The sequence below is a fragment of the Lysobacter sp. A421 genome, from assembly GCF_054052145.1.
This window is the reverse complement of sequence record NZ_JBSVRL010000005.1, coordinates 166,106-186,427: the sequence shown is the minus strand read 5'-3', so window position 1 is coordinate 186,427 and position 20,322 is coordinate 166,106. Positions and strand designations below refer to the sequence as shown.

Sequence of the window (20,322 nt, the reverse complement as noted above, 5' to 3'; positions counted from 1 at the left end):
CCGCATCGTGCGGGGGATCTCATCAGGCCGGTAAATCGCGGTCAGCGAGCTTCGCCCCGGGCCAGCAGGCGGATCGCGACTTCGTTCAGCGGGGCGACCTGCTTTGCCGCGCCCAGGGCGACGGCAGCGCCCGGCATGCCCCACACGACGCTACTGGGCTGGTCCTGGGCAAGCGTATAGGCGCCGGCATCGCGCAAAGCCAGCAATCCGCGTGCGCCATCGCTGCCCATGCCGGTCAGCAAGGCGGCGCCAGCACCGGAGCCGACATGCCGCGCAACCGATTCAAACAGCACATCGACGCTGGGACGATGCCCGTTCACCTGCTCGTCGTCGCTGGTGCCGCAGTGCCAGGTGGTGCCGCGTCGGTAGACACGCAGGTGGAGCCCGCCCGGGGCGATATAGGCATGGCCGCGCAGCAGCGGCTGGCTCGGCCCTGCATGCAGCACGGTCATCGCGCTGTGCTGGTTGAGGCGCTCGGCAAACGCCGCGCTGAAGGCCGCCGGGATGTGCTGCGCGATCACGACCGGCGGCGTGTCCGCCGGCAAGGCGGACAGCACGTCGAGAATCGCGTTGGTGCCGCCGGTGGATGCACCGATGGCGATCACGTGCAGGTTCGGATGTCGGTAGGCGGCGGCCGGCACGGCTTGGGCTGGCACGCTCACACGATGGCCGATGCGCGTCTTTGCCGCTTGGCGGACCTTCGCTCGCAGCTCCTCGCCGTAAGCCGACAGACCACCCACGACATCGGCCTGCGGCTTGGCGATGCAGTCCACCGCGCCGGCGGCAAGCGCATCCAGGGTCACCGCCGCGCCTTTCGCGGTCAGCGTGGACACCATCACCACCGGCATCGGTCGCAGCCGCATCAGGTTGCCCAGGAAGGCCAGCCCGTCCATGCGCGGCATCTCGACGTCCAGGGTGAGCACATCGGGAGACAGGCGCTTGATCTTGGTGCGGGCGATGAACGGGTCGGCCGCTGTGCCGACCACCTCGATGAGGGGGTCGACCGACAGCAGGTCGCTCATCAGCCGGCGCATCAATGCGGAGTCGTCGATCACCAGCACCCGGACACGTTGCCCATCCATCAGAACAACTCGACGCTGCCGGCGACCGGCGCGCGGTTGAGGTCGCCGTAGTAGGCGCGCTCGGCGCGGACGATGTCGTCTTCGCGTGTCGACGGCAGGCGACGCACCAGGGTGCGGCCGGTCTGCACGAAGAAACACACCTTGCGCGGCTGGGTATCGCCCAGATCCTGCGCGACCACCGGGATGCGTTCGGCCACCAGGTACTGCAGCACGAAGCGTGCGTTGCGGGTGCCGATGGGGTCGTTCTGGAAGCCGCTGAGCACGTTGCCGCCGCCAAACACCTTGGCCAGCAGCCGCGACCGGCTGGCGCCGCGTTTGAGCAGGTCGTTGATCACCAGTTCCATTGCATGGGCGCCATAGCGGGCGCTCATGTCGCCGTCGGCAAGGTCGTTGCGGGTGTTGCCCGCCGCGCCGGGCAGCATGAAGTGGTTCATGCCGCCCACGCCGATCACCGGGTCATACAGGCAGGCCGCCACGCAGGATCCCAGCAGCGTGACCAGTGCCAATGGCTCGCTGCTGACCCGGTACTCGGCCGGCATCAATCGCACCGCGTGGGTCTGCAGGGCCTTGTCGTAATAGTGGCCCGGCTCGGTGACGGTGGCATTGCCGGGGTGGCGGCTGCTCATGGCGAGGGGGCCGTTCCGGTGGCCCTGTAGGTGGTGCGTCCGCACGGGGTGACCACGTCCAGTGCGTGGGTGAAGCTCTCGGAGTGGCCCGCGAACAGCACTCCGCCGGGAGCCAGCAACGGCGCGATGCGCGCCAGCACCTGGTACTGGGTGGGCTTGTCGAAATAGATCATCACGTTGCGGCAGAACACCGCCGACAACCCGCCGCGCAGCCGGTAGCTTTCATCCAGCAGATTGAGCGGACGGAAGCTCACCAGCGACTGCAGCTCCGGGCGTACCCGACACAGGCCTGCGTTGGGCCCGCTGCCGGCCTGGAAATAGGCTTGCCGCCGCTGCGATGACAATGCGTCGATGCGGTCGATCGAGTACCGCCCCAGTGCGGCGGTCTCCAGCACGCTGGTATCGATGTCGGTGGCCAAAATGCGCACTGGCGGGGCGAGGGTGGCGAACGCCTCGCAGGCGGCGATGGCGATGGAGTAGGGTTCCTCGCCGGTGGATGCGGCGCAGCACCAGATCGTCAGCGGCGCACGGCGGTCGGTGCGCATAGCGTGGGCGGCGAGCAGGTGCTCCGACAGCATGTCGAAATGGTGGGACTCGCGAAAGAACGACGTCAGGTTGGTCGTCAGCGCGTTGGTGAAGTGCTCCCACTCCTCGCTGCCGTCGCGCTCCAGTGCGTCCAGGTATTCGTCGAAGCGCTGCATGCCGCATGCGCGCACGCGCCGGGCCAGGCGGCTGTACACCATGTCGCGCTTGTGCGGACTGAGGTTGATGCCCGCGCGGACGTGGATCAACCGGGCGACGCGGCGGAAGTCGCGCTCGTCAAAGACGAACTCCCGCGTCGTCGCCGGGTCACGGGGTGCGGCCGCAACAGCCTCATGCATGTCGGGGTATCCGTCTGGTGGTTGGACCCGCCACAGCTGGCAGGGCGCCCAATGGGCGCTGCGTCCCGGCCTTCGGGTAGTCGGGACGCGGGGTGGTGGCCGTTGCGCCAGTGCTTTCACTGCCAAGACGGAATGCCGCCGCGGTCTGCACCAGATGACTGGATTGCTGTTCCAGGCTGCGCGCCGAGGCGGCGGCTTCCTCGACCAGCGCGGCATTCTGCTGGGTGCCCTCGTCGACCTGCATGATCATCTGGTTGATCAGGTCGATCCCGGTGGACTGTTCCTGCGATGCCAGGCTGATGTCGGCCACCAGTCCGGCCACCTGTTTCACGCTGCTGACGATGTCCTGCATGGTGCGACCGGCCTGCTCGACCAGTTGACTGCCGATGCCGACCTGCTCCACCGAATCGTCGATCAGGGTCCTGATCTCGCTGGCGGCCGTGGCGGAGCGCTGCGCGAGCGAGCGCACCTCGGAGGCGACCACAGCATAACCGCGACCCTGCTCGCCGGCTCGCGCGGCTTCCACCGCAGCATTGAGCGCCAGGATATTGGTCTGGAACGCAATGCCATCGATCACGCCGATGATGTCGACGATCCTGCGCGAGGACTCGCTGATCCCGCTCATGGTATGGACCACGCGGCCGACGACTTCGCCGCCCTGGCTGGCCACTTCCGCCGCGCTGATGGTCAACTGATTGGCCTGGCGGGCGTTGTCGGCGTTCTGGTGGACGGTGGACGTCAGCTCCTCCATCGAAGAGGTGGTCTCCTCCAGCGAGGCGGCCTGTTGTTCGGTGCGTTGGGACAGCTCCCGGTTGCCGACGGCGATCTGCGACGCGGCGGCATCGATGGCCTGGGCACCGGACTGGATCGCACCGACGGTCGCGGCGATCTGCTCGACGGTGCGGTTGGTGCTGGTCTTCATGTCACCGAACACGCCACGCAGGTCGGCATCGATACGCTGGCTCAGGTCGCCCTGCGCCAGCGCATGCAGCACCGATTGCATCGCATCCAGGCTGGTGCTGGTCGAAGCCAGCAGCCGGCCGATGCTTTCGGCCAGCAGAAGCAGGAAGTCCTGCTTGTTATCGGTGCGGATACGGCGGCTGAAGTCGCCGTCGGCAGCGGCCTGCAGCACCTCGGTGACTTCCGCCTGCATGGCCAGTTCGACGGTGCGGTCGCGCCATTCACTGACCACGCCGATCTGGGTGCCGGCGGCATCGCGTACCGGTGTGACGATGACATCCATCGTGTAGTCGCCAAGCTGGAGTCGGCGGGTCGACGCCTGCTGAAGCTGCAACAGTTGCGTGTGCGACTGGCCGGGATCCTGCAGCAGTGGCGTGATGTCGCTGCCGATCAGGCGTTGCGCATCGAAATCGGGCAGGGTGCGGCGGATTCCATCGGCAGCATTGCTCATCAATGTCTGGATGGCGCTGTTGGCATACACGATCACCAGTTCCCGGTTGGCAACCAGGATGTTGGTGTTGGCATAATCCAGCGCATTGCGGATACGGGTGTTGGCTTCGTTGCCGCGTTGCTGCTCCTGGACCTCGAAGCCGAGCCGGATCTGCATGGACTTGACGGCCTGCATCACCCGGCCGATCTCGTCATTGCGCGCGATCGGGATGACATCGGTGTAGTCGCCCGAACTGATATGGCGAAAATGCTCGATGGTCTGGTCCAGCCGGTCGACGACGTCGCGTGACAGCCACCAGGCGCTGTATATCCCGAACAGGCCGGCCAGCGAAGAGACGGCGTACAGAAGCCGGGCATCGGTGCCTGCGGTTGCCAGCCAGACCAGTGCCACGGCGAAGGCACTGATGCTGACGGCGGCCAACATCAGTCGCTGGCGCAGGGACAGCCGCCAAAGTGGATTGAAATCGCGCAGCCAATTGCGTGTCTCGATCGCGCCGACGTGGATCCGCAGTCCGTGCGCACGGCCGTGGCGGAATGCCGCGTAGTCACGCCCGGCGGAGGCGATGGCGGCACGGCTGGCCTTGCGTCGAACCGACATGTAGCCGGTGAGCTGCCCACGTTCGTATACCTGGGTGACATGCGCCTGCACCCAGTAGAAGTCGCCGTTCTTGCAGCGGTTCTTGATCACGCCGACCCAGGGGCGACCAGCCTTCAGCGTCTGCCAGAAGTTGGCGAACACCAGCGGGGGTGTCTCCGGGTGGCGCACGATGTTGTGCGCCTGACCGATCAACTCGGCCTCGCTGAAACCGCTGACCTGGATGAAGTCCTGGTTGACCGACAGCATCCGGCCCTTGGTGTCCGTGTAGGAAACCAGCGTGGCGTCGTTGTCGAGTTCGATTTCGACATCGGTAACAGGAAGGTTGTTGCGCATGGAGCTCCGGGCGATGCAGGCGTCGCGTTCACCGACTGGCTGGTGTGTGATGGGTGAAGGACGAGGGCGGGTCCCATGCTCCGGATAACGGCCGGTGCGGGCGTATCTTGAGTATCCGGGCGCGCGTCGACAGCCCCGGTCGCATCTGGATTGCATTGCCCATAGGAAAAAACAGCCGTGACCCAGGAGCCGACGGCTGTCTTTCGTGTGCGAATTCTGGCGCGCCTGTGGTTTCCGGCGCGATCAGAACTCCTGCCAGTGTTGGTCGTTCACCGCCGTTGCCGATGCGGTGCGCTGGCTCTGGCGGCGGGTGCCGGTGGTGGGCTTGCTGGTGGCCTTCCCGGTTGCCGCGTTGGCCGCCTTGACGCTGAAATCCGCCACCGGAAGGCTCGCCTTGGCGGTGTTTGCCGGTGCAGCGGACGCGACGCCGGTGCTGGCGGTGGTTGTGCCTGCCTCCAGCCGGAACGCGGCGACGGTCTGCACCAGTTGCTCGGATTGCTGCTCCATTGACCGCGCGGCGGCGGTGGCTTCCTCGACCAGCGCGGCGTTCTGCTGGGTGCCTTCATCCATGTGGGTGATGACCTGGTTGACCTGCTCGATGCCGGTCGACTGTTCCTGCGAGGCGGCCGAGATATCGGCAATGATGTCGGTGACCCGCTTCACGCTGGTCACGATCTCCCCCATGGTCTTGCCGGCTTGGCCGACCAGGGCGCTGCCGTTCTCGACCTGCTCCACCGAGTCGTCGATCAAGGTCTTGATCTCCTTGGCCGCGGCCGCGGAGCGCTGGGCCAGCGAGCGGACTTCGGAGGCGACCACGGCAAAGCCTCGGCCCTGCTCGCCCGCGCGCGCGGCTTCCACCGCGGCGTTGAGCGCGAGGATGTTGGTCTGGAACGCGATGCCGTCGATGACGCTGATGATCTCGACGATCTTGCGCGAGGACTCGTTGATGCCGGTCATTGTCTCGACCACCCGGCCGACAACTTCGCCACCGACCTCGGCGACTTCGGCCGCGCCGATCGCCAGTTGGTTGGCCTGGCGGGCGTTGTCGGCGTTCTGGCGCACGGTGGAGGTGAGCTCTTCCATCGAGGAGGCGGTTTCCTCCAGCGACGCGGCCTGCTGCTCGGTACGGCGCGACAGGTCATCGTTGCCGGCGGCGATCTGGCTGGCGGCGGAGCTGATCGCGTCGCTGCCCTGACGGATCTGGCCGACGATTTCCGACAACTTCTCGACGGTGAGGTTGGCATCGGCGGCGAGGCGGCCGAAGTGTCCTGGCAGGGACTCGTCGGCGCGCTGGTTAAGCTCGCCCTCGGCGACGGCGAGCAGCAAGTTGCCGATCTCATTGAGGCCGCTATCGGCGCTGGCCATCAGCTCGTTGAGGCTGAGGATCATGTCGCGGTAGACGAACTCGAACCGGTCGGCATCGCCGCGTTGGCTGAAGTCGCCGGCGACGGCCGCGTCCACCAGCGTCTTGATCTCGGCGGTGACCGATTGCGTGCTGGCCTTGACCGCGGCCAGCGCGCGGGTCGTCTCGGCCTTCTGTCCAGGCAGTTCGGGGAAGTCACGCGACAGGTCGCCCCGGGCGTACTCCGCAGCGAACCCGGATACCTCGTGGACCATGTCGATATGCGAGGCGACCAGGTCGTTGATCTGCGCAGCCATGTGCCCATAGGCACCGGGGAAGCTGTCCGCCGGGATCCGGTGGGCGATCTCACCGGCATCGTGCCGGCGGGCGATCTCGCCCTGGGCCTCGGCGAAGCTCTGCAGCTCGGCCTGCATGTCCTTCATGGATTTGCTCAGTTCGGTCAGCTCATCGTCGCCGGCCCCGTCGACCTGGTTGTCCAATCGGCCTTGGGCAATGCTCCGCGCGATCTGGGTGGCGCGGGTGATCGGCCGGATCAGGCTGAGGGTGACCTGCCAGGCGAGCAGCACACAGATCAACAGCACGATGGCGCCGATCACGCCCAGTTGCACCAGCGCGCTCTCGTAGGCCTGCGTGGCCTGGGCATGGGCAGACCGGGCTTGCTCGATCTGGCGTTCACCCGACTCGTTCAGCTTCGTACGCCATGCCCGCATCCCGCTGATGCCGGAGTTGAGCAGGGCGACTGCCTCGTCGTTGTGGCCCTCAACGGTCAGCCGTACGACTTCGTTGTTGACCGGGGCGATGGAGGCTCGCAGTTGCTGGATGTCAGCAAGGACCGCGAGCCCCTCCTGGGAGTTGGGCATGCCCTCGATGGTCGCGCGGTGCTCGTCATAGGTGGCACGCAGCTCCTGGAGTTCCCGGATGAGCGCCTGCTTTTGTGCGTCGTCCCGTTCGAAGACGATATCCCGCACCTGGATCGCCGTCCGGCTGGACAGCTCGATCATCCGGTTGATGTGCATGGTCTTGACGTAGCGGTCCAGCACGATGTTGTCGAGCTGATCCTTCATCGTTGCCATCTTCGATAACGAGAGCGCGCCAAAGCCGATGAAGAACAGCAGCAGCAGGGTGAAGGCGAACGTGAGACGCGTACCAATGCGGTAGCGCCTGAGCAAGTTGGTCATTGTGTGTCCTGTGGGGGGCAGGGGTGGATACGGAGTCTGGGAGGGCGACACGGGTGGAGCTGGTCGATCGTGGTCGTACTTCAAGGGTGCGACTGCCACATGCCGATAACGGCCGGGGATTCGGGAACATTTGCCTGCAGACGCGATTGCCGGGCGCTGCGATCTGCTTGGTTCAGGTTGAAAAAGCAAGAAGGCGCGCCGTCTCCGGCGCGCCTCTGGTTCTCCATGAGATCGAGAGCCTAGAACTCCTGCCAGTGCTGGTCGTTGCCGGCGGCGGCCTTCGGGTTGCTCCGCACCGGGCGGGGGTGTCCGGATGCGGCGGGCTGTTTGATGGGGGGGTTGACCGGAGTATTGGCGGCGGTGCCGGTCAGACCACTGACGCGGTCGATGGCCGCTACGTGTGTGCGGGTCTGCGCCTGGCCGGAATCGGCGTCCAGCCGGAATGCGGCGACGGTCTGCACCAACTGCTCGGACTGCTGCTCCAACGAGCGCGCGGCGGCAGTGGCTTCCTCGACCAACGCGGCGTTCTGCTGGGTGCCTTCGTCCATGTGGGTGATGACGTGGCTGACCTGCTCGATTCCGCTGCTCTGCTCCTGCGAGGCGGCGGAGATATCGGCAATGATGTCGGTGACCCGCTTCACGCTGGTCACGATCTCGCCCATGGTCTTGCCGGCCTGGCCGACCAGGGCGCTGCCGTTCTCGACTTTGCTGACGGAGTCGTCGATCAGGGTCTTGATCTCCTTGGCGGCGGCGGCGGAGCGCTGGGCCAGCGAGCGGACTTCGGAGGCGACCACGGCAAAGCCTCGGCCTTGCTCGCCAGCGCGCGCGGCTTCCACCGCGGCGTTGAGCGCGAGGATGTTGGTCTGGAACGCGATGCCGTCGATGACGCTGATGATCTCGACGATCTTGCGCGAGGACTCGTTGATGCCGGTCATGGTCTCGACCACCCGGCCGACAACTTCGCCACCGACCTCGGCGACTTCGGCCGCGCCGATCGCCAGCTGATTGGCCTGGCGGGCGTTGTCGGCGTTCTGGCGCACGGTGGAGGTGAGCTCCTCCATCGAGGAGGCGGTTTCCTCCAGGGAGGCGGCCTGCTGCTCGGTACGGCGCGACAGGTCATCGTTGCCGGCGGCGATTTCGCTGGCGGCGGAACTGATCGCGTCGCTGCCCTGGCGGATCTGGCCGACGATTTCAGACAGATGTCGCACGGTGTCGTTGGCGTCACTCGCCAAGCGACCAAACTGGCCCGGCATGTTGGTGTCCGCAAGTTGGGTAAGGTCGCCTTGGGCCATCTCGGCCAGCAGGGTACCGACTTCGCTGAGGCCACGATCGGAGCTGGCCATCAGCTTGTTGAGGCCCAGGATCATGTCGCGGTAAACGAACTCGAACTGCTCGGCGTTGCCACGCTGGCTGAAGTCGCCGGCCACTGCCGCGTCCACCAGCATCTTGATCTCGGCGGTGACCGCTTGCGTATTGACCTTGACCGCATCCACCGCGGCGGTGACTTCCGCCTTGGTGCCGGGGTAGCGCTCGATGTCGCCCGACAGGTCGCCGTGTGCATACGCGCCGACCATCTCGATGGTCTTGCGGGTCAGGTCGATGTGCGAGGCGACCAGTGTATTGATCTCTTCGGCCATCTCGCCGAATGCGCCCGGGAACGCCGCCGCGTCCAGGCGCTCGTCGATGTTGCCGGCCTGGTGGGCCTCATAGACGTCGCGCTGCGCGCCGGCGAACGTGCGCAGGCTGGTGACCGCGCGCTCCAGACTGCGGGCGATGTCGCGCAGCTCGTCCTGGCTGTCGACGCGGACACTCTGCGGGAATTCGCCGGCGGCGATGGATTCGGTGGCCTGCTGGATCTTGAACAATGAGTCACGCGTGCTGCGGCTGAACCCCAGGAACAGGTAGCCCGCGATCAGCAGCATCAGTGCCACCACCATCCAGGTGAGGTTGGCCGAGGTCGTCATGCGGGAGATCTGGGCGGCCGCGGCGGCGTCCAGCGAGTTGATCGATCCGACCATCGCGGCGGCCATCGCCAACTGGGTGGCATGCTCGCGTGCGGCCATGGTTTCCACTGGCAGCACGGGGGTGTCGGCATCCAGGATGTGGGTGGCGATGGCGTCGTTCTGCTTGCCCATCGCCTCCAGCGCGGCCTGGATGGGTTTGCCGGCGGTGGCGACCAGCGACGGCATGCGCTGCTCGGCATTGGCCAGCTCCAGTTCGATCCGGCTGCGCAGGAAGTCCTGCATGGTGCGCGACACGGCCAGGCCGGTGCGGTCGTCGACCCAGATCGCCCCTTCGCCCAGTACCCGCAATCCGACCACGCCCTGTTGCGAGGTGTATTCGGCCAGCGTCGGCAGCCACTCGCTGGCGGCACGGCCCATGTACAGCACGGTTGGCTCCTGGGAATGCGACAAGCCGGTGCGTTCCGCCACCAGTCCCATCAATAAACGCACCTGCTGGATCGTGGATTCGGTCACGTCGGCGCCGGCGTCACCGCTGTTGACGCTCGCCCATCCGTCCTGCGCCTGCTTGAAGGCGGTACGGACGTCGGCATCCTTCAGGGCCTGGCCGGCCCAGCGTGCGGCGGCATCCAGTTGGGTAGTCGCGGTGGAAGCGGCGCCGGCGATCTCCTGCGCGGGCACGTCCTGTTTGGCCGAGACCCGGGTGCTCATCTGGCGATGGGATTGCATGGCCAGCATCGAGCGCTGCAGGTGCGACAAGCCCTCGACGGCCGTGCGCTGCTGCTTCACTGCCTTGATGTCGATGTTGGTGCGCACGACCAGGATGCCGGCCAGCAGGCCGCAGGTCAGCATGAACGCAGCACCGATGACCAATGCCTTGTGGCCGAAGCGCAAGCGCGCCATGAGCTGCATGGCTGGGGCCAGGGCGCGGTCCAGCAAGGAGGGAGTGGGGCGAGTGGACATCGGAGACCTCGGGTAGTGAATCGTTTGATCGACCCCCGGGACAACGGCTGGCTGAACGAGAACTTTAGCGATCACTGGCAAATCCGCGTGGAGCTAAAGAAACCTCCGTGCTGGCCGATGTGTGGAAGTACAGCGGGAGCATGTGTTCCCGTCCCCACCCGATCCAATACGTCCCCACACTCAGGAGTCCTCCCATGCCCCGTTACCAGGTCCTTGTCATTGCCGCGCTGGCACTGGCGTTCGCCCTCCCGGCCCAAGCCTCTCTCAGCCCGATCAAGCGTGTGGAGCCGACCTATCCCGCCGAGGCGGCTCGCAACCGTACTGAAGGGTTTGTCGAAGTGGAGTTCACCGTGGGTGCCGACGGCAGCGTGGAGAGCGTCTCGGTCGTCAACGCGCGTCCGTCGCGCACGTTCGAGTCGGCCGCGGTGAGCGCGGTGAAGCAGTGGACGTTCGAGCCGGGTGGTGGTCGTGGCAAGGTGCGCCTGGACTTCACCCTCTGAAGGCCATCGCCTTATGCCCGTGCGCTTCGGCGCCGCACAAAAAACGCGCCGAATCCGGCGCGTTTTTTTTGTGGGATCCTGCAGTGAAACTTGCAGCTGACCGAAGATTGGCTACTGCAGTGCTGCAGCCTCTGCCACCAGGCCCATCTCGGTGCTGGTCATCAGGCGCTCGATATCCAGCAGGATCAACATGCGCTCGTCGAGCGTGCCGATGCCGGTCAGGAACTGGCGATCGATGGTCGCGCCCAGTTCGGGCACCGGGCGGATCTGGTCGCTGCCCAGGCGGATGACGTCCGAGACGCTGTCCACCACGATGCCGACGATGCGATCGGAGACATTGAGCACGATCATCACCGTCACCGCGGTGTAGTCGGCGTTGGCGAGGCGAAACTTCAGGCGCATGTCGATCACCGGCACGATCGTGCCGCGCAGGTTGACCACGCCCTTGATGTAGTCGGGCGCGTCGGGCAGACGGGTCACGGCGTCGTAGCCGCGGATCTCCTGCACCTTGAGGATGTCCACCCCGTACTCTTCCTCGCCCAGGGCGAAGGTGAGGAACTCGCTGTTGTCGGTGTCGGCATCCAGCCCCGGTTGGGTGTACGTGGCGCGCGGGGCAAGCAGGGTGCGGTTGGGCGTGGAGTCGGTCATGGGATGTGTCCTTGGTGCAATCCGCGGCGGCGGCAATGAATGGGGCGGGCAGGGTCAGGCGGCGACGGGCAACGGAGTGCCGGTCGCGATGCCGGCGGCGTCGATGATCAGCGCGACGCGGCCGTCGCCCAGGATGGTCGCGCCGGAGATGCCCGGGATCCGGCGGTAATTGGCTTCCAGGTTCTTCACCACCACCTGCTGCTGGCCGAGCAGTTCGTCCACTTCCAGTGCCAGGCGGCGGCCCCCGCTCTCCACGACCACCGCGATCGGTGCGGCGGTCGCATCGGCCGGTGGCAGCCGGTATTGCTGGCGCAGGTTGACCAGCGGCAGGTAATCGTCGCGCACATGCAGCACACGGGTGTCGCCGGCGATCGTGCGCACCTCGTGCGGCTGGGGCTGCAACGACTCGACCACCATGTTGAGCGGCAGGATGAACACCTCGTCACCGACCGCGACCGACATGCCGTCCAGGATCGCGAGGGTCAGTGGCAGCCGGATCGACACGGTGGTGCCGACGTGCTTTTCGCTGCGGATCTCAACCTGGCCACCCAGTGCCAGGATGTTGCTCTTGACCACGTCCATGCCGACGCCGCGCCCGGACAGGTCCGACAACGCATCGGCGGTGGAGAATCCGGGGTGGAAGACCAGGTCCCAGACCTGCGCATCGGTCGGATTTTCCGGCAGCGGCAGGTTGCGTTCGGCCGCCTTGCGCACGATGCGGTCGCGGTCCATGCCGCGGCCGTCGTCGCTGACCTCGATCAGGATGTGGCCACCCTGGTGGGCAGCGTTCATGGTGATGGTGCCGGTCTCGTCCTTGTTCGCGGCGCGGCGCTCGTCGGCGGACTCCAGGCCGTGATCGATCGCGTTGCGCATCAGGTGCACCAGCGGGTCGACGATCTTCTCGATCATGCCCTTGTCCAGCTCGGTGGCCTCGCCGAAGGTGCGCAGGCGGACCTTCTTGTCGAGCCGCGAGGCCAGGTCGCGGACCATGCGCGGGAAGCGGCTGAAGGCGAACTCCACCGGCAGCATGCGCACGCTCATCACCGCTTCCTGCAGGTCGCGGGTGTTGCGGTCGAGCTGGCCGAGCCCGGTCAGCAGGGTTTCGTTGGCCACCGGGTCCAGGTTTTCGGAGCGCTGGCGCAGCATCGCCTGGGTGATGACCAGTTCGCCGACCAGGTTGATCAGCGCATCGACCTTGGCCACGGCGACGCGGATGGAGGTGTCGGCGTCCGCATTGGCGGCGCGGGCGGCGCCCGGCGCGCTGGCGTTGGCAGGGGATTCGCCGTCGGACGACGCGGCGGCAATGCCGGGTGACGCCGTCTGCACCGACGTGCTGGCGGCGACGGCCTCGATCGACAGCGCGCATTGGTCGTCGACCCACGCAAACGCGTCGTCGATGGCGGCACGCGGCACGCTGCCCGGCAGCATCAAGTCCCAGGCCAGGTGTGCCTGGAACGGGTCGAGCAGATCGAACGCCGGCAACTGGTCGTCCAGGCAGGTGGCGGTCAACTCGCCGTGGCTGCCCAGCTCGCGCAGGATCCGCAGCGGGTCGTTGCCGGTCATGAACAACGAGGTTTCCGGGCGGAACCCGATGCGCCAGTGTTCGGGGTCGCCCATGTCGCCGGTCTTTGCCGCAGCGGCAATGGCCGGTGCAGCGCACGCCTCGCTTGCCAGCAGTCGATCCAGTCCGGAACGCGCGCGACTCATGGCCTGCTGGTCGACCTGTCCGCCGTGTTCGGCCACCGCGAGCAATCCCCGCAGTACATCCACCGCGTCCAGCAACGCATCGATGGCGACGTGGTCGAGATAGCGATGGCCAGAGCGGGTCTCATCCAGCAATGTTTCCAACAGGTGGGTCAGGTCGGTGACGTCACCGAAGCCGAACGTGGCCGCCCCCCCTTTGATCGAGTGCGCGGCGCGGAAGATGACGTTGATGGTGTCACCGTCGGCGAGGCCGGGCTCCAGATCCGGTTCCATCTGGGCTTCCAGGCGCAACAAACCCGCTTCCATGGCTTGCAGCCCTTCACGGCTTTCCTCAAAGAACGCGGCGTGGAATTGGGTGATGTCCATGGTGTCAGGCGAGAACCTTGCGAACCGTGGCGAGCAACTGCTCGGGATCGAACGGTTTGACCAGCCAGCCGGTGGCGCCGGCGGCGCGGCCTTCCTGCTTCTTGTCGCCACCCGACTCGGTGGTCAGCATCAACAGCGGGGTGAACTTGTAGCCGGGCAGCTGGCGCAGCTGGCGGATCAATTCGATCCCGTCCATGCGCGGCATGTTGACGTCGGTCACCACAGCGTCGAAGTGGGTGGTCCTGGCGATATCCAGTGCAGCCTGTCCGTCTTCCGCCTCGTGCACGGTGTAGCCGCCCGACGACAGGGCAAAGGCGACCATCTGCCGCATGGAAGTGGAATCATCGACGATCAGCAGCTTGGCGCTCATGCGGGATCTCCAGTGTTTTCAAGGTCGCCAGCCGTTCCAACCGGTGCACCGAGCCCCAGCATGTCGGTCAGCGCGAGCACGCGTGCCGCGTCCATCAGGGCAGGCGAGGCCAGGGTGATGGTGGTGCCGTGACCGGCGTTCGCGCGGTCGCGGATGAAGGCGTGCAACAGCTGCAGGCCGGCGGTATGCACACGCTCTACCCGGTCGCCAGTCAATGCCAGCATGCCGGCACGGTTGAGGAGCGGCGCGAGCGTCGCCCGTAACGCTTCGACGTGCTCGATACCCAGGTCGGGTTGTAACGATATTTCATTCATGAAATGGGTGGCCGTTGCAGTCAATGGCTGCAGTCAATGGCGTTAACGGCGCAGTGCGCGGGAACTTGAAGATTCATTCAAACAACGCGTTGGCATCCAGCAGAACCGTTGGGGCGCGGCCGACCCGGGCGACACCGAGGACCCCGCCAGGGTCGTTGCCCGGTAGCGGCGGCTCGATATGCTCGCGCGCCAGCGTCACCACGTCCTCCACCGCCGAGACCAGCACGCCGATCAGCTCGTCGTCGCGCTCGACCACGATGATGCGGACGTTCTCGTCGGTGGTGACTTCACCGGTACCCAGCCAGCGGGCTAGATCGAATACCGGCACGATGCGTCCACGCAGGTTCATGACGCCCAGCATCGCGCGGGAGGTGCCGCGCATGGCAGTGATGGTGGCCATGCGTACCACTTCCTGCACCCGCAGCAGTTCAAACGCGTAGTGGTCGCTGCCCAGGGAGGCGCGCAGCCAGCGATGCCCGGCCGTGGTCGCCCGCAATGGCGGCGCTACCGTGTCCGGTTGATGAGCCGGTGCTGGCGCCGGGCGGGCCGGAAGTCGTGCCGACTCCACCTCTGGCGCGGGCGCAAGTTGGAGGACGGGCACTGGTGCAGGCACGAGCCTGGTGGCCGCCTGGAGCGGTGCCAACAGCTCGTCCAGGTAACTGTCCACCATCTGTGAGCTCATGCGGCCTCCTGTTGCTGCGGTATTGCATCCAGCAACCAGTTCAGTGCCGAGCGGTACGCTTGCGCACCGCGGCCGCTGGGTGGCGTGGCCGCCGTCAGCCCCATGGCATCGCGCAGACGGGTATCCATTGGCACCGCCTTGGGCCAGACCAGCGCCTCGTAGCTGTCATGCAGTTGTTCCAGGATGCGTACCCCGGCGCGGGTACGCCGGTCATACAAGGTGGGCAGGATGTGCCGTGGCAACGGGCGTCGACGCGACCGCTCGACCATGTCCGCGGTGCGCAGCATGTCGGTCAGTCCGTGAAGCGCCAGCGGGTCGGTCTGCGTGGGCACCACCAACCGGTCGGCGGCGGCCAGTGCGTTGACCATCAGCAGCCCAAGCGTCGGTGGGCAGTCGAGCAGGACATGGTCATAGCCACCACGCGTGGCATGCAGCGCGCGCGCCAACGACAGGCCCAGGCCGGGCTGGGTGGCTCCACGGCGCTCCAAGGTCGCCAGTGCAGGCTGTGCCGCCACCAGCTGCAAGCCGTCGATCGGGGTACTACGGGCAAGGGTGGACAGCTCCACGCTCCGGCTGGAGAAAATGTCGTGGGTGCCCGGCGGCGTCGGGTCCGATGGCACCCCGAAAGCACGTGTCAGTGACGCATGCGGGTCCAGGTCGATCAGCAGTACCCGGTTGCCCTTCTCGGCCAGTCCACGTGCCAGGCACAGCGACGTGGTGGTCTTGCCCACCCCGCCTTTTTGATTGGCAATGGCCCAGGTCTGCATGTCAGCCGGCTCCGGAGTTCGGGTTGGGGCGCGCGACCGTCGCCATCGTGGAATCAGGTGTTGCGCCGGCGGCTACTGCCGGCGCCAAGGGGGCTGTGATGGCATCCGGCCCCTGCGGCGAGGCCAGGATGACCAGCAGCACGCGGCGGTTGGCGTTACGGCCCTCACCCGTGGTGTTGTCGGCTACTGGCTGGTATTGACCGTAGCCGACCATGGCCAGTCGTGTCGCCTCCACGCCGGCATCGATCATCTCGTGCACCACACTACCGGCGCGCGCGGCCGACAATTCCCAGTTGGAAGGGAAGCGCGCGGTGGCGATCGGCACGTCGTCGGTGTATCCCTCCACCCGCACCGCGTTGGGTTCATCGCGCAGGACGTGGGCCAGCTTGCGGATGGTTTCCACCGCCAGCGGACTGGGTGTGGCGATGCCGCTGGCGAACAGGATGTCACTCTGGATCTCCACCTCCAGGAACATCGGCCCGCGACGCACGGTGACCAACTTCTCGCGCACCAGTTCCGACAGCGCGTCCTGGATACGCTGGCCGAGCAAGTGCAGGTCAGCCTGACGCCGGTTTTCGACCTCGGTCGTCGCCGCTGCGGCAGCCGCGGCCTGCCTGCTGCGCGCCTGCTGGCCGAAGGTTGGCATGTCCAGCACTTGCAACATCCGCGGTGAGTTGATCGGGGTGGCGGCGGCCGGACCGGCCTTGGAGGCAGCGGTCTGGATCGACGGACGGTCAAAAGAGGAGCCGCGCAACTGGGTCTCGCCAAGCTGGATCGGGCTGATGGTTCGCGGCGCGCCGCCGAAGGCGGAGGACAAGGAGTCCGCCAGGACCCGGTACTTGCCTTCATTAAGCGAGGAGATCGCGTACATCACCACGAAAAATGCCAACAGCAGCGTCAGCAAGTCGGCGTACGGGATTGCCCACGCCTCGTGGTTCTGATGTTCCTCATGCTGGTGTCGGCGTGCCATCTCAGTGTACGAAGCCGTTCAGCCGGATCTCGATGTTGCGCGGATTCTCGCCCTGGGCAATGGCGATCAGGCCTTCGATGATCATCTCGCGTTCTTCGGTCTGCTGGTTGATCAGGCCCTTGAGCTTGCTGGCGGCCGGCAGCAACGCCAGGTTGGCGGTGCCGATGCCATAGATGGTGGCAGTGAACGCGGCCGCGATGCCGGCCCCCAGCTTGCTGGGATCGGCCAGGTTCTTCATCACCGCGATCAGGCCCATTACCGCACCGATGATTCCCAGGGTGGGTGCGTAGACGCCCATGCCCTCGAACACCTTTGCCGCCGCCAGGTCGCGGCTGGATTGTCCGTACAGCTCGATCTCCAGCATCTGCCGAATCGTCTCGGGCTCCAGTCCGTCAACGACCATTTGCAGGCCCTTGCGGACGAACAGGTCCTCTTGCGCGGCGATCTCGGGTTCAAGCCCGAGCAGCCCCTGGCGGCGCGCGACCGTGCTCCATTCGACGATCCGGATGATCATGGCGCGGCGGTCATGCGCGGGTGGCAGGAACACCCAGCGCACGATCTTCATCGCGCGCATGAAGGTGTCCATCGGTGTCTGCACCAGGATAGCGGCCAGGGTGCCGATGATCACCACCACGAATGCTGCCGGCGACCACAGTCCCGACAGGCCCGCGCCCTTGAGCAGGCTGCCGCCGACGAGGGCGAACAACGCAAGTACGGTGCCGATGACGCTGAGTCTGTCCATACTGTCCGTTAACGGTGCTGGTGGGGATTACTTGAGTCGCGACGTGCCACGCACGCCGGTTCGATACAGCGCGTCCACGTCCAGGATCAATGCCATCCGGCCGTCGCCAATCAGACTGGCGCCGGCATAGCCCGATAACCCGCGCAAGGTGCGTGGCAAGGCCTTGATCACCACTTCCTCGCGACCGCGCACGCGGTCTACCGACAGGCAGAATCGCTGCTCGCCGGCTTGCAACACGACCACGGTGCTGCCCGCAGTCGCCTCGGGTTCGACACCCAGCCAGCCGCGCAGGCTCAACAGCGGCACCGGTTGTTCGCGCAGGTCGAGTACCTCCTGGCCATCGATCGACATGGGCGCTCCGGGCAGTTGCGCAAGCACCTCCATTACCCGGACCAGGGGCAAGGCATAGACGTCGTTGTCGACCTCCACCAGCAAGGTCGGAAGAATCGCCAGGGTCAGCGGTACCTGGATTACGAAGCGCGAGCCGTGCCCAGGTTCCGACTGGATCTGGACCCGGCCGGACAACTCGTGGATGCGTGATTGCACCACGTCCATGCCTACCCCGCGCCCGGACAGGTCACTGACCTCGGCGCGGGTGGAGAAGCCCGGCAGGAAAAGCAGTTGCAGGCACTCGTCCGGCGACAGTCTGGTTGCGGCGTCGGCATCGACCAGGCTTTTGCGCACGGCAATGTCGCGGATCCGGTCCGGGTCGATTCCGGCGCCGTCATCGCGGACCTCGATGACCACGTGGTCGCCTTCCTGCTGTGCGGACAAGCGCACGTGGCCTTGCTCGGGCTTGCCTGAGTTGCGCCGCGCCTCGGGTGACTCGATGCCATGGTCGATCGCATTGCGCACCAGGTGCACCAGCGGGTCGGCCAGCGCCTCGACCAGATTGCGGTCCAGCTCGGTCTCCGCGCCAACGACTTCCAACTCGACATTCTTCTGCAGTTGCCGCGCGACATCGCGGGCGAGCTTGGGAAAGCGGGCGAACACGCGGCCGACCGGCTGCATTCGCGCCATCATCACCGCTGACTGCAGGCGCGAGGTCGCGCCGTCCAGCGCGCCGACCGCGCGATCGAGTTCCTCGTCATGCAGTCGCGGACGCAAGGTCTTCAGGCGGTTGCGCGCCAGTACCAGCTCCCCGACCAGGTTGACCATGGTGTCGAGGCGGCGCACGTCGACACGCACCGTCGGCTCGTCCTGGTGTGCCGGGGCGGCAGGCTTGCGCGGCTTTGGCGGGCCGGGCGCCGCCGGTTGAGCCGGTGGTGGCGCGAGCACGGCTGCAGGGATGGCCGCAGGCGGCTCCGGCGTCGCTGCAGGCGGCACCACGCCGGGTGTGCCGCCGCTGCCGTGCAGGCTGTCGAGCAATGCCTCGAAGTCGAGCTCATCCAGGTCGTCGCCGCCGGGGGCGGCTGGCGATTTGATGTCGTGGTTTGCCGGAGTTCCGGTCATGCCCGCATCGACCCGCAGGCTGTCGATCAATGTTTGGGGTGCGGGCGTCATCGGCTCGCCGGCGGAGACGCAATCGAGCATGTCGACCAACAGGTCCAGGGCCTGCTGGGAGCCGTCGAAGGCAGCGGCATCCAGCACCGCATCGCCGGTACGTGCCAGGTTCAGTCGATCCTCCACCGCGTGGCAGATCGTCACCATGGCCGGGAAATCCAGGAATCCGGCGCCACCCTTGATGGTGTGGAAACCGCGGAACACCGAGTTCAGGCATTCACGATCGGCGGGGGCGTGCTCCAGTGCGACCATCTGCTCGCCAAGCTGATCGAGGATCTCGCGCGCCTCGACCAGAAAGTCGGCGCAGATGTCGGACGCGGTGTCCATGCCGCTACAGCCCCAGCGACGACAGCAGTGTGTTGGCGTCGTCCTGGCTGACCGGCTCCGGATCCAGGCCGGCGATCGCGGGGCCGTGGCCACGGTTGGAAGCTTGCGGCGCAATGCCGGACTCCTCCTGGCCGACCACCTCACCCAGCCCGACGTGCACGGCGCGTACCAGCGAGACCACGCGCAGGATGATCTGCCCGGTAAGGTCCTGGTAGCCCTGGGCGGCGGTCAGCTCCGACAGTCGCGAGCGGATGCCGAGCATGGCATCGCGTTGCGTATCGTCCAGCGGCGTGGGCAGCTGGCGCAGCAGCGCGCTGCATTCATCGACCAGGTCCAGCGAGCGCATGCTGGCGCGTTCGGTGAGGGTGACCACGTGCTCCAGCCGCGCGCAGGCGTCGGGCAGCGAGGTTGCATTGGGTTGCGCGTTGCCATCCTCGCCGAACGCCTGCTCCAGTTCGCGTGCGAGTCGGGACAGCCCCTGCACGAATGGTTGGGTACGCCATTGGATCAACGCATCGACGTTCTCTCGCCAGCCGTCATGGTCCTCGTTTTCCAATGCCCACAGCGCGGCGTGCAGGCGTTGGGTGATGACCTGCCGGTCGTCGCTGTTCACGCGCCCGCCCCGAGGCGCTCGAATACCTTGCCCAGCTTGTCGCCCAACGTCGCGGCGGTAAACGGCTTGATGACGTAGCCGTTCACGCCGGCTTGCGCGGCTTCGATGATCTGCTCGCGCTTGGCCTCGGCGGTGACCATCAGCACCGGCACCTTGGCCAATGCGGGATCCTTGCGGATCGCCTTCAGCAGGTCGATGCCGGGCATGCCGGGCATGTTCCAGTCGGTGATCACCAGGTCGAAGCTCGCCTTGTTCAGCTCTACCAGGGCGGTGGTGCCGTCGTCGGCTTCGGCCGTGTTGGTGAAGCCAAGGTCGTTGAGCAGGTTCTTGACGATGCGGCGCATCGTGGAGAAGTCGTCGACGATGAGGATGCGGATATTCTTGTCCATGGGTCTGGAGGCACTCGGGAAGCGGTTGAAAA

18 protein-coding genes are annotated in these 20,322 nt (G+C 66.3%); 1 reads left to right on the top strand and 17 read right to left on the bottom strand.

Annotation, left to right across the window (positions count from 1 at the left end; genetic code table 11):
• Nucleotides 1–41: 41 nt before the first annotated feature.
• The 6 genes from ACW7G6_RS13520 to ACW7G6_RS13495 all read right to left on the bottom strand — a co-directional run bounded on the left by ACW7G6_RS13520 (nucleotide 42) and on the right by ACW7G6_RS13495 (nucleotide 10,395).
• A complete protein-coding gene (locus ACW7G6_RS13520; protein WP_456980300.1) occupies nucleotides 42–1,082 on the bottom strand; it encodes a protein-glutamate methylesterase/protein-glutamine glutaminase in 1,041 nt (346 codons plus the stop codon).
• The gene (gene cheD, locus ACW7G6_RS13515; protein ID WP_456980299.1) at nucleotides 1,082–1,708 is read right to left on the bottom strand and encodes a chemoreceptor glutamine deamidase CheD; all 627 of its coding nucleotides are present in this window, start codon (nucleotides 1,706–1,708) and stop codon (nucleotides 1,082–1,084) included. The genes ACW7G6_RS13520 and cheD overlap by 1 nt, the downstream gene beginning before the upstream one ends.
• The gene (locus ACW7G6_RS13510) at nucleotides 1,705–2,589 is read right to left on the bottom strand and encodes a CheR family methyltransferase (RefSeq protein WP_456980298.1); all 885 of its coding nucleotides are present in this window, start codon (nucleotides 2,587–2,589) and stop codon (nucleotides 1,705–1,707) included. Before ACW7G6_RS13510 ends, cheD begins: the two co-directional genes overlap by 4 nt.
• Nucleotides 2,582–4,930, bottom strand: coding sequence for a methyl-accepting chemotaxis protein (locus tag ACW7G6_RS13505; RefSeq protein ID WP_456980297.1), 2,349 nt, complete (start codon nucleotides 4,928–4,930; stop codon nucleotides 2,582–2,584). The genes ACW7G6_RS13510 and ACW7G6_RS13505 overlap by 8 nt, the downstream gene beginning before the upstream one ends.
• A 243-nt stretch (nucleotides 4,931–5,173) precedes the next feature.
• Complete coding sequence (locus ACW7G6_RS13500; RefSeq protein ID WP_456998478.1) at nucleotides 5,174–7,471, bottom strand: methyl-accepting chemotaxis protein; 2,298 nt, start codon at nucleotides 7,469–7,471, stop codon at nucleotides 5,174–5,176.
• Between the two features lie 239 nt (nucleotides 7,472–7,710).
• Complete coding sequence (locus ACW7G6_RS13495; RefSeq protein ID WP_456998477.1) at nucleotides 7,711–10,395, bottom strand: methyl-accepting chemotaxis protein; 2,685 nt, start codon at nucleotides 10,393–10,395, stop codon at nucleotides 7,711–7,713.
• A gap of 194 nt (nucleotides 10,396–10,589) precedes the next feature.
• Between ACW7G6_RS13495 and ACW7G6_RS13490 the strand changes: the two genes are divergently transcribed.
• Nucleotides 10,590–10,895: an energy transducer TonB gene (locus tag ACW7G6_RS13490; RefSeq protein WP_456980294.1), complete on the top strand. Its 306-nt coding sequence runs from the start codon at nucleotides 10,590–10,592 to the stop codon at nucleotides 10,893–10,895.
• A 111-nt stretch (nucleotides 10,896–11,006) separates the two neighbouring features.
• Here ACW7G6_RS13490 and ACW7G6_RS13485 read toward each other — a convergent pair whose 3' ends face one another.
• The 11 genes from ACW7G6_RS13485 to cheY form a co-directional block, all read right to left on the bottom strand.
• On the bottom strand, nucleotides 11,007–11,543 hold the full coding sequence (locus ACW7G6_RS13485; RefSeq protein ID WP_456980293.1) for a chemotaxis protein CheW: 537 nt from the start codon (nucleotides 11,541–11,543) through the stop codon (nucleotides 11,007–11,009).
• A 54-nt stretch (nucleotides 11,544–11,597) separates the two neighbouring features.
• Nucleotides 11,598–13,613, bottom strand: a complete 2,016-nt coding sequence (locus ACW7G6_RS13480; protein ID WP_456998476.1) for a chemotaxis protein CheA — start codon at nucleotides 13,611–13,613, stop codon at nucleotides 11,598–11,600.
• 4 nt (nucleotides 13,614–13,617) lie between these two features.
• Complete coding sequence (locus ACW7G6_RS13475) at nucleotides 13,618–13,983, bottom strand: response regulator (RefSeq protein ID WP_456960786.1); 366 nt, start codon at nucleotides 13,981–13,983, stop codon at nucleotides 13,618–13,620.
• Nucleotides 13,980–14,297: an STAS domain-containing protein gene (locus ACW7G6_RS13470; protein ID WP_456980291.1), complete on the bottom strand. Its 318-nt coding sequence runs from the start codon at nucleotides 14,295–14,297 to the stop codon at nucleotides 13,980–13,982. The genes ACW7G6_RS13475 and ACW7G6_RS13470 overlap by 4 nt, the downstream gene beginning before the upstream one ends.
• 73 nt (nucleotides 14,298–14,370) lie before the next feature.
• Nucleotides 14,371–14,979 (bottom strand): chemotaxis protein CheW, encoded by a 609-nt coding sequence (locus ACW7G6_RS13465; protein WP_456998475.1) that lies wholly within the window; start codon nucleotides 14,977–14,979, stop codon nucleotides 14,371–14,373.
• Entirely contained in the window at nucleotides 14,976–15,746 is a 771-nt protein-coding gene (locus ACW7G6_RS13460; RefSeq protein ID WP_456998474.1) for a ParA family protein, read from the bottom strand. Before ACW7G6_RS13460 ends, ACW7G6_RS13465 begins: the two co-directional genes overlap by 4 nt.
• 1 nt (nucleotide 15,747) lies before the next feature.
• Nucleotides 15,748–16,716, bottom strand: a complete 969-nt coding sequence (motD, locus tag ACW7G6_RS13455; RefSeq protein ID WP_456998473.1) for a flagellar motor protein MotD — start codon at nucleotides 16,714–16,716, stop codon at nucleotides 15,748–15,750.
• Between the two features lies 1 nt (nucleotide 16,717).
• The gene (locus ACW7G6_RS13450) at nucleotides 16,718–17,458 is read right to left on the bottom strand and encodes a flagellar motor protein (protein WP_456980287.1); all 741 of its coding nucleotides are present in this window, start codon (nucleotides 17,456–17,458) and stop codon (nucleotides 16,718–16,720) included.
• Between the two features lie 27 nt (nucleotides 17,459–17,485).
• Nucleotides 17,486–19,288, bottom strand: coding sequence for a chemotaxis protein CheA (locus tag ACW7G6_RS13445; protein ID WP_456998472.1), 1,803 nt, complete (start codon nucleotides 19,286–19,288; stop codon nucleotides 17,486–17,488).
• A gap of 4 nt (nucleotides 19,289–19,292) precedes the next feature.
• Complete coding sequence (locus ACW7G6_RS13440; RefSeq protein WP_456998471.1) at nucleotides 19,293–19,901, bottom strand: protein phosphatase CheZ; 609 nt, start codon at nucleotides 19,899–19,901, stop codon at nucleotides 19,293–19,295.
• A complete protein-coding gene (gene cheY, locus ACW7G6_RS13435) occupies nucleotides 19,898–20,290 on the bottom strand; it encodes a chemotaxis response regulator CheY (protein WP_456960794.1) in 393 nt (130 codons plus the stop codon). The genes ACW7G6_RS13440 and cheY overlap by 4 nt, the downstream gene beginning before the upstream one ends.
• Between the last annotated feature and the right edge of the window lie 32 nt (nucleotides 20,291–20,322).

What these genes read in the sequence shown, in the direction of transcription:
- ACW7G6_RS13480 (WP_456998476.1), bottom strand. Translation starts at nt 13,613, where the DNA reads ATGGACATCACCCAATTCCACGCCGCGTTCTTTGAGGAAAGCCGTGAA.
- ACW7G6_RS13505 (WP_456980297.1), bottom strand. Translation starts at nt 4,930, where the DNA reads ATGCGCAACAACCTTCCTGTTACCGATGTCGAAATCGAACTCGACAAC.
- ACW7G6_RS13465 (WP_456998475.1), bottom strand. Translation starts at nt 14,979, where the DNA reads ATGAGCTCACAGATGGTGGACAGTTACCTGGACGAGCTGTTGGCACCG.
- ACW7G6_RS13520 (WP_456980300.1), bottom strand. Translation starts at nt 1,082, where the DNA reads ATGGATGGGCAACGTGTCCGGGTGCTGGTGATCGACGACTCCGCATTG.
- ACW7G6_RS13450 (WP_456980287.1), bottom strand. Translation starts at nt 17,458, where the DNA reads ATGGACAGACTCAGCGTCATCGGCACCGTACTTGCGTTGTTCGCCCTC.
- cheY (WP_456960794.1), bottom strand. Translation starts at nt 20,290, where the DNA reads ATGGACAAGAATATCCGCATCCTCATCGTCGACGACTTCTCCACGATG.
- ACW7G6_RS13475 (WP_456960786.1), bottom strand. Translation starts at nt 13,983, where the DNA reads ATGAGCGCCAAGCTGCTGATCGTCGATGATTCCACTTCCATGCGGCAG.
- ACW7G6_RS13490 (WP_456980294.1), top strand. Translation starts at nt 10,590, where the DNA reads ATGCCCCGTTACCAGGTCCTTGTCATTGCCGCGCTGGCACTGGCGTTC.
- ACW7G6_RS13470 (WP_456980291.1), bottom strand. Translation starts at nt 14,297, where the DNA reads ATGAATGAAATATCGTTACAACCCGACCTGGGTATCGAGCACGTCGAA.
- ACW7G6_RS13485 (WP_456980293.1), bottom strand. Translation starts at nt 11,543, where the DNA reads ATGACCGACTCCACGCCCAACCGCACCCTGCTTGCCCCGCGCGCCACG.
- ACW7G6_RS13510 (WP_456980298.1), bottom strand. Translation starts at nt 2,589, where the DNA reads ATGCATGAGGCTGTTGCGGCCGCACCCCGTGACCCGGCGACGACGCGG.
- ACW7G6_RS13500 (WP_456998478.1), bottom strand. Translation starts at nt 7,471, where the DNA reads ATGACCAACTTGCTCAGGCGCTACCGCATTGGTACGCGTCTCACGTTC.
- ACW7G6_RS13445 (WP_456998472.1), bottom strand. Translation starts at nt 19,288, where the DNA reads ATGGACACCGCGTCCGACATCTGCGCCGACTTTCTGGTCGAGGCGCGC.
- motD (WP_456998473.1), bottom strand. Translation starts at nt 16,716, where the DNA reads ATGGCACGCCGACACCAGCATGAGGAACATCAGAACCACGAGGCGTGG.
- cheD (WP_456980299.1), bottom strand. Translation starts at nt 1,708, where the DNA reads ATGAGCAGCCGCCACCCCGGCAATGCCACCGTCACCGAGCCGGGCCAC.
- ACW7G6_RS13460 (WP_456998474.1), bottom strand. Translation starts at nt 15,746, where the DNA reads ATGCAGACCTGGGCCATTGCCAATCAAAAAGGCGGGGTGGGCAAGACC.
- ACW7G6_RS13495 (WP_456998477.1), bottom strand. Translation starts at nt 10,395, where the DNA reads ATGTCCACTCGCCCCACTCCCTCCTTGCTGGACCGCGCCCTGGCCCCA.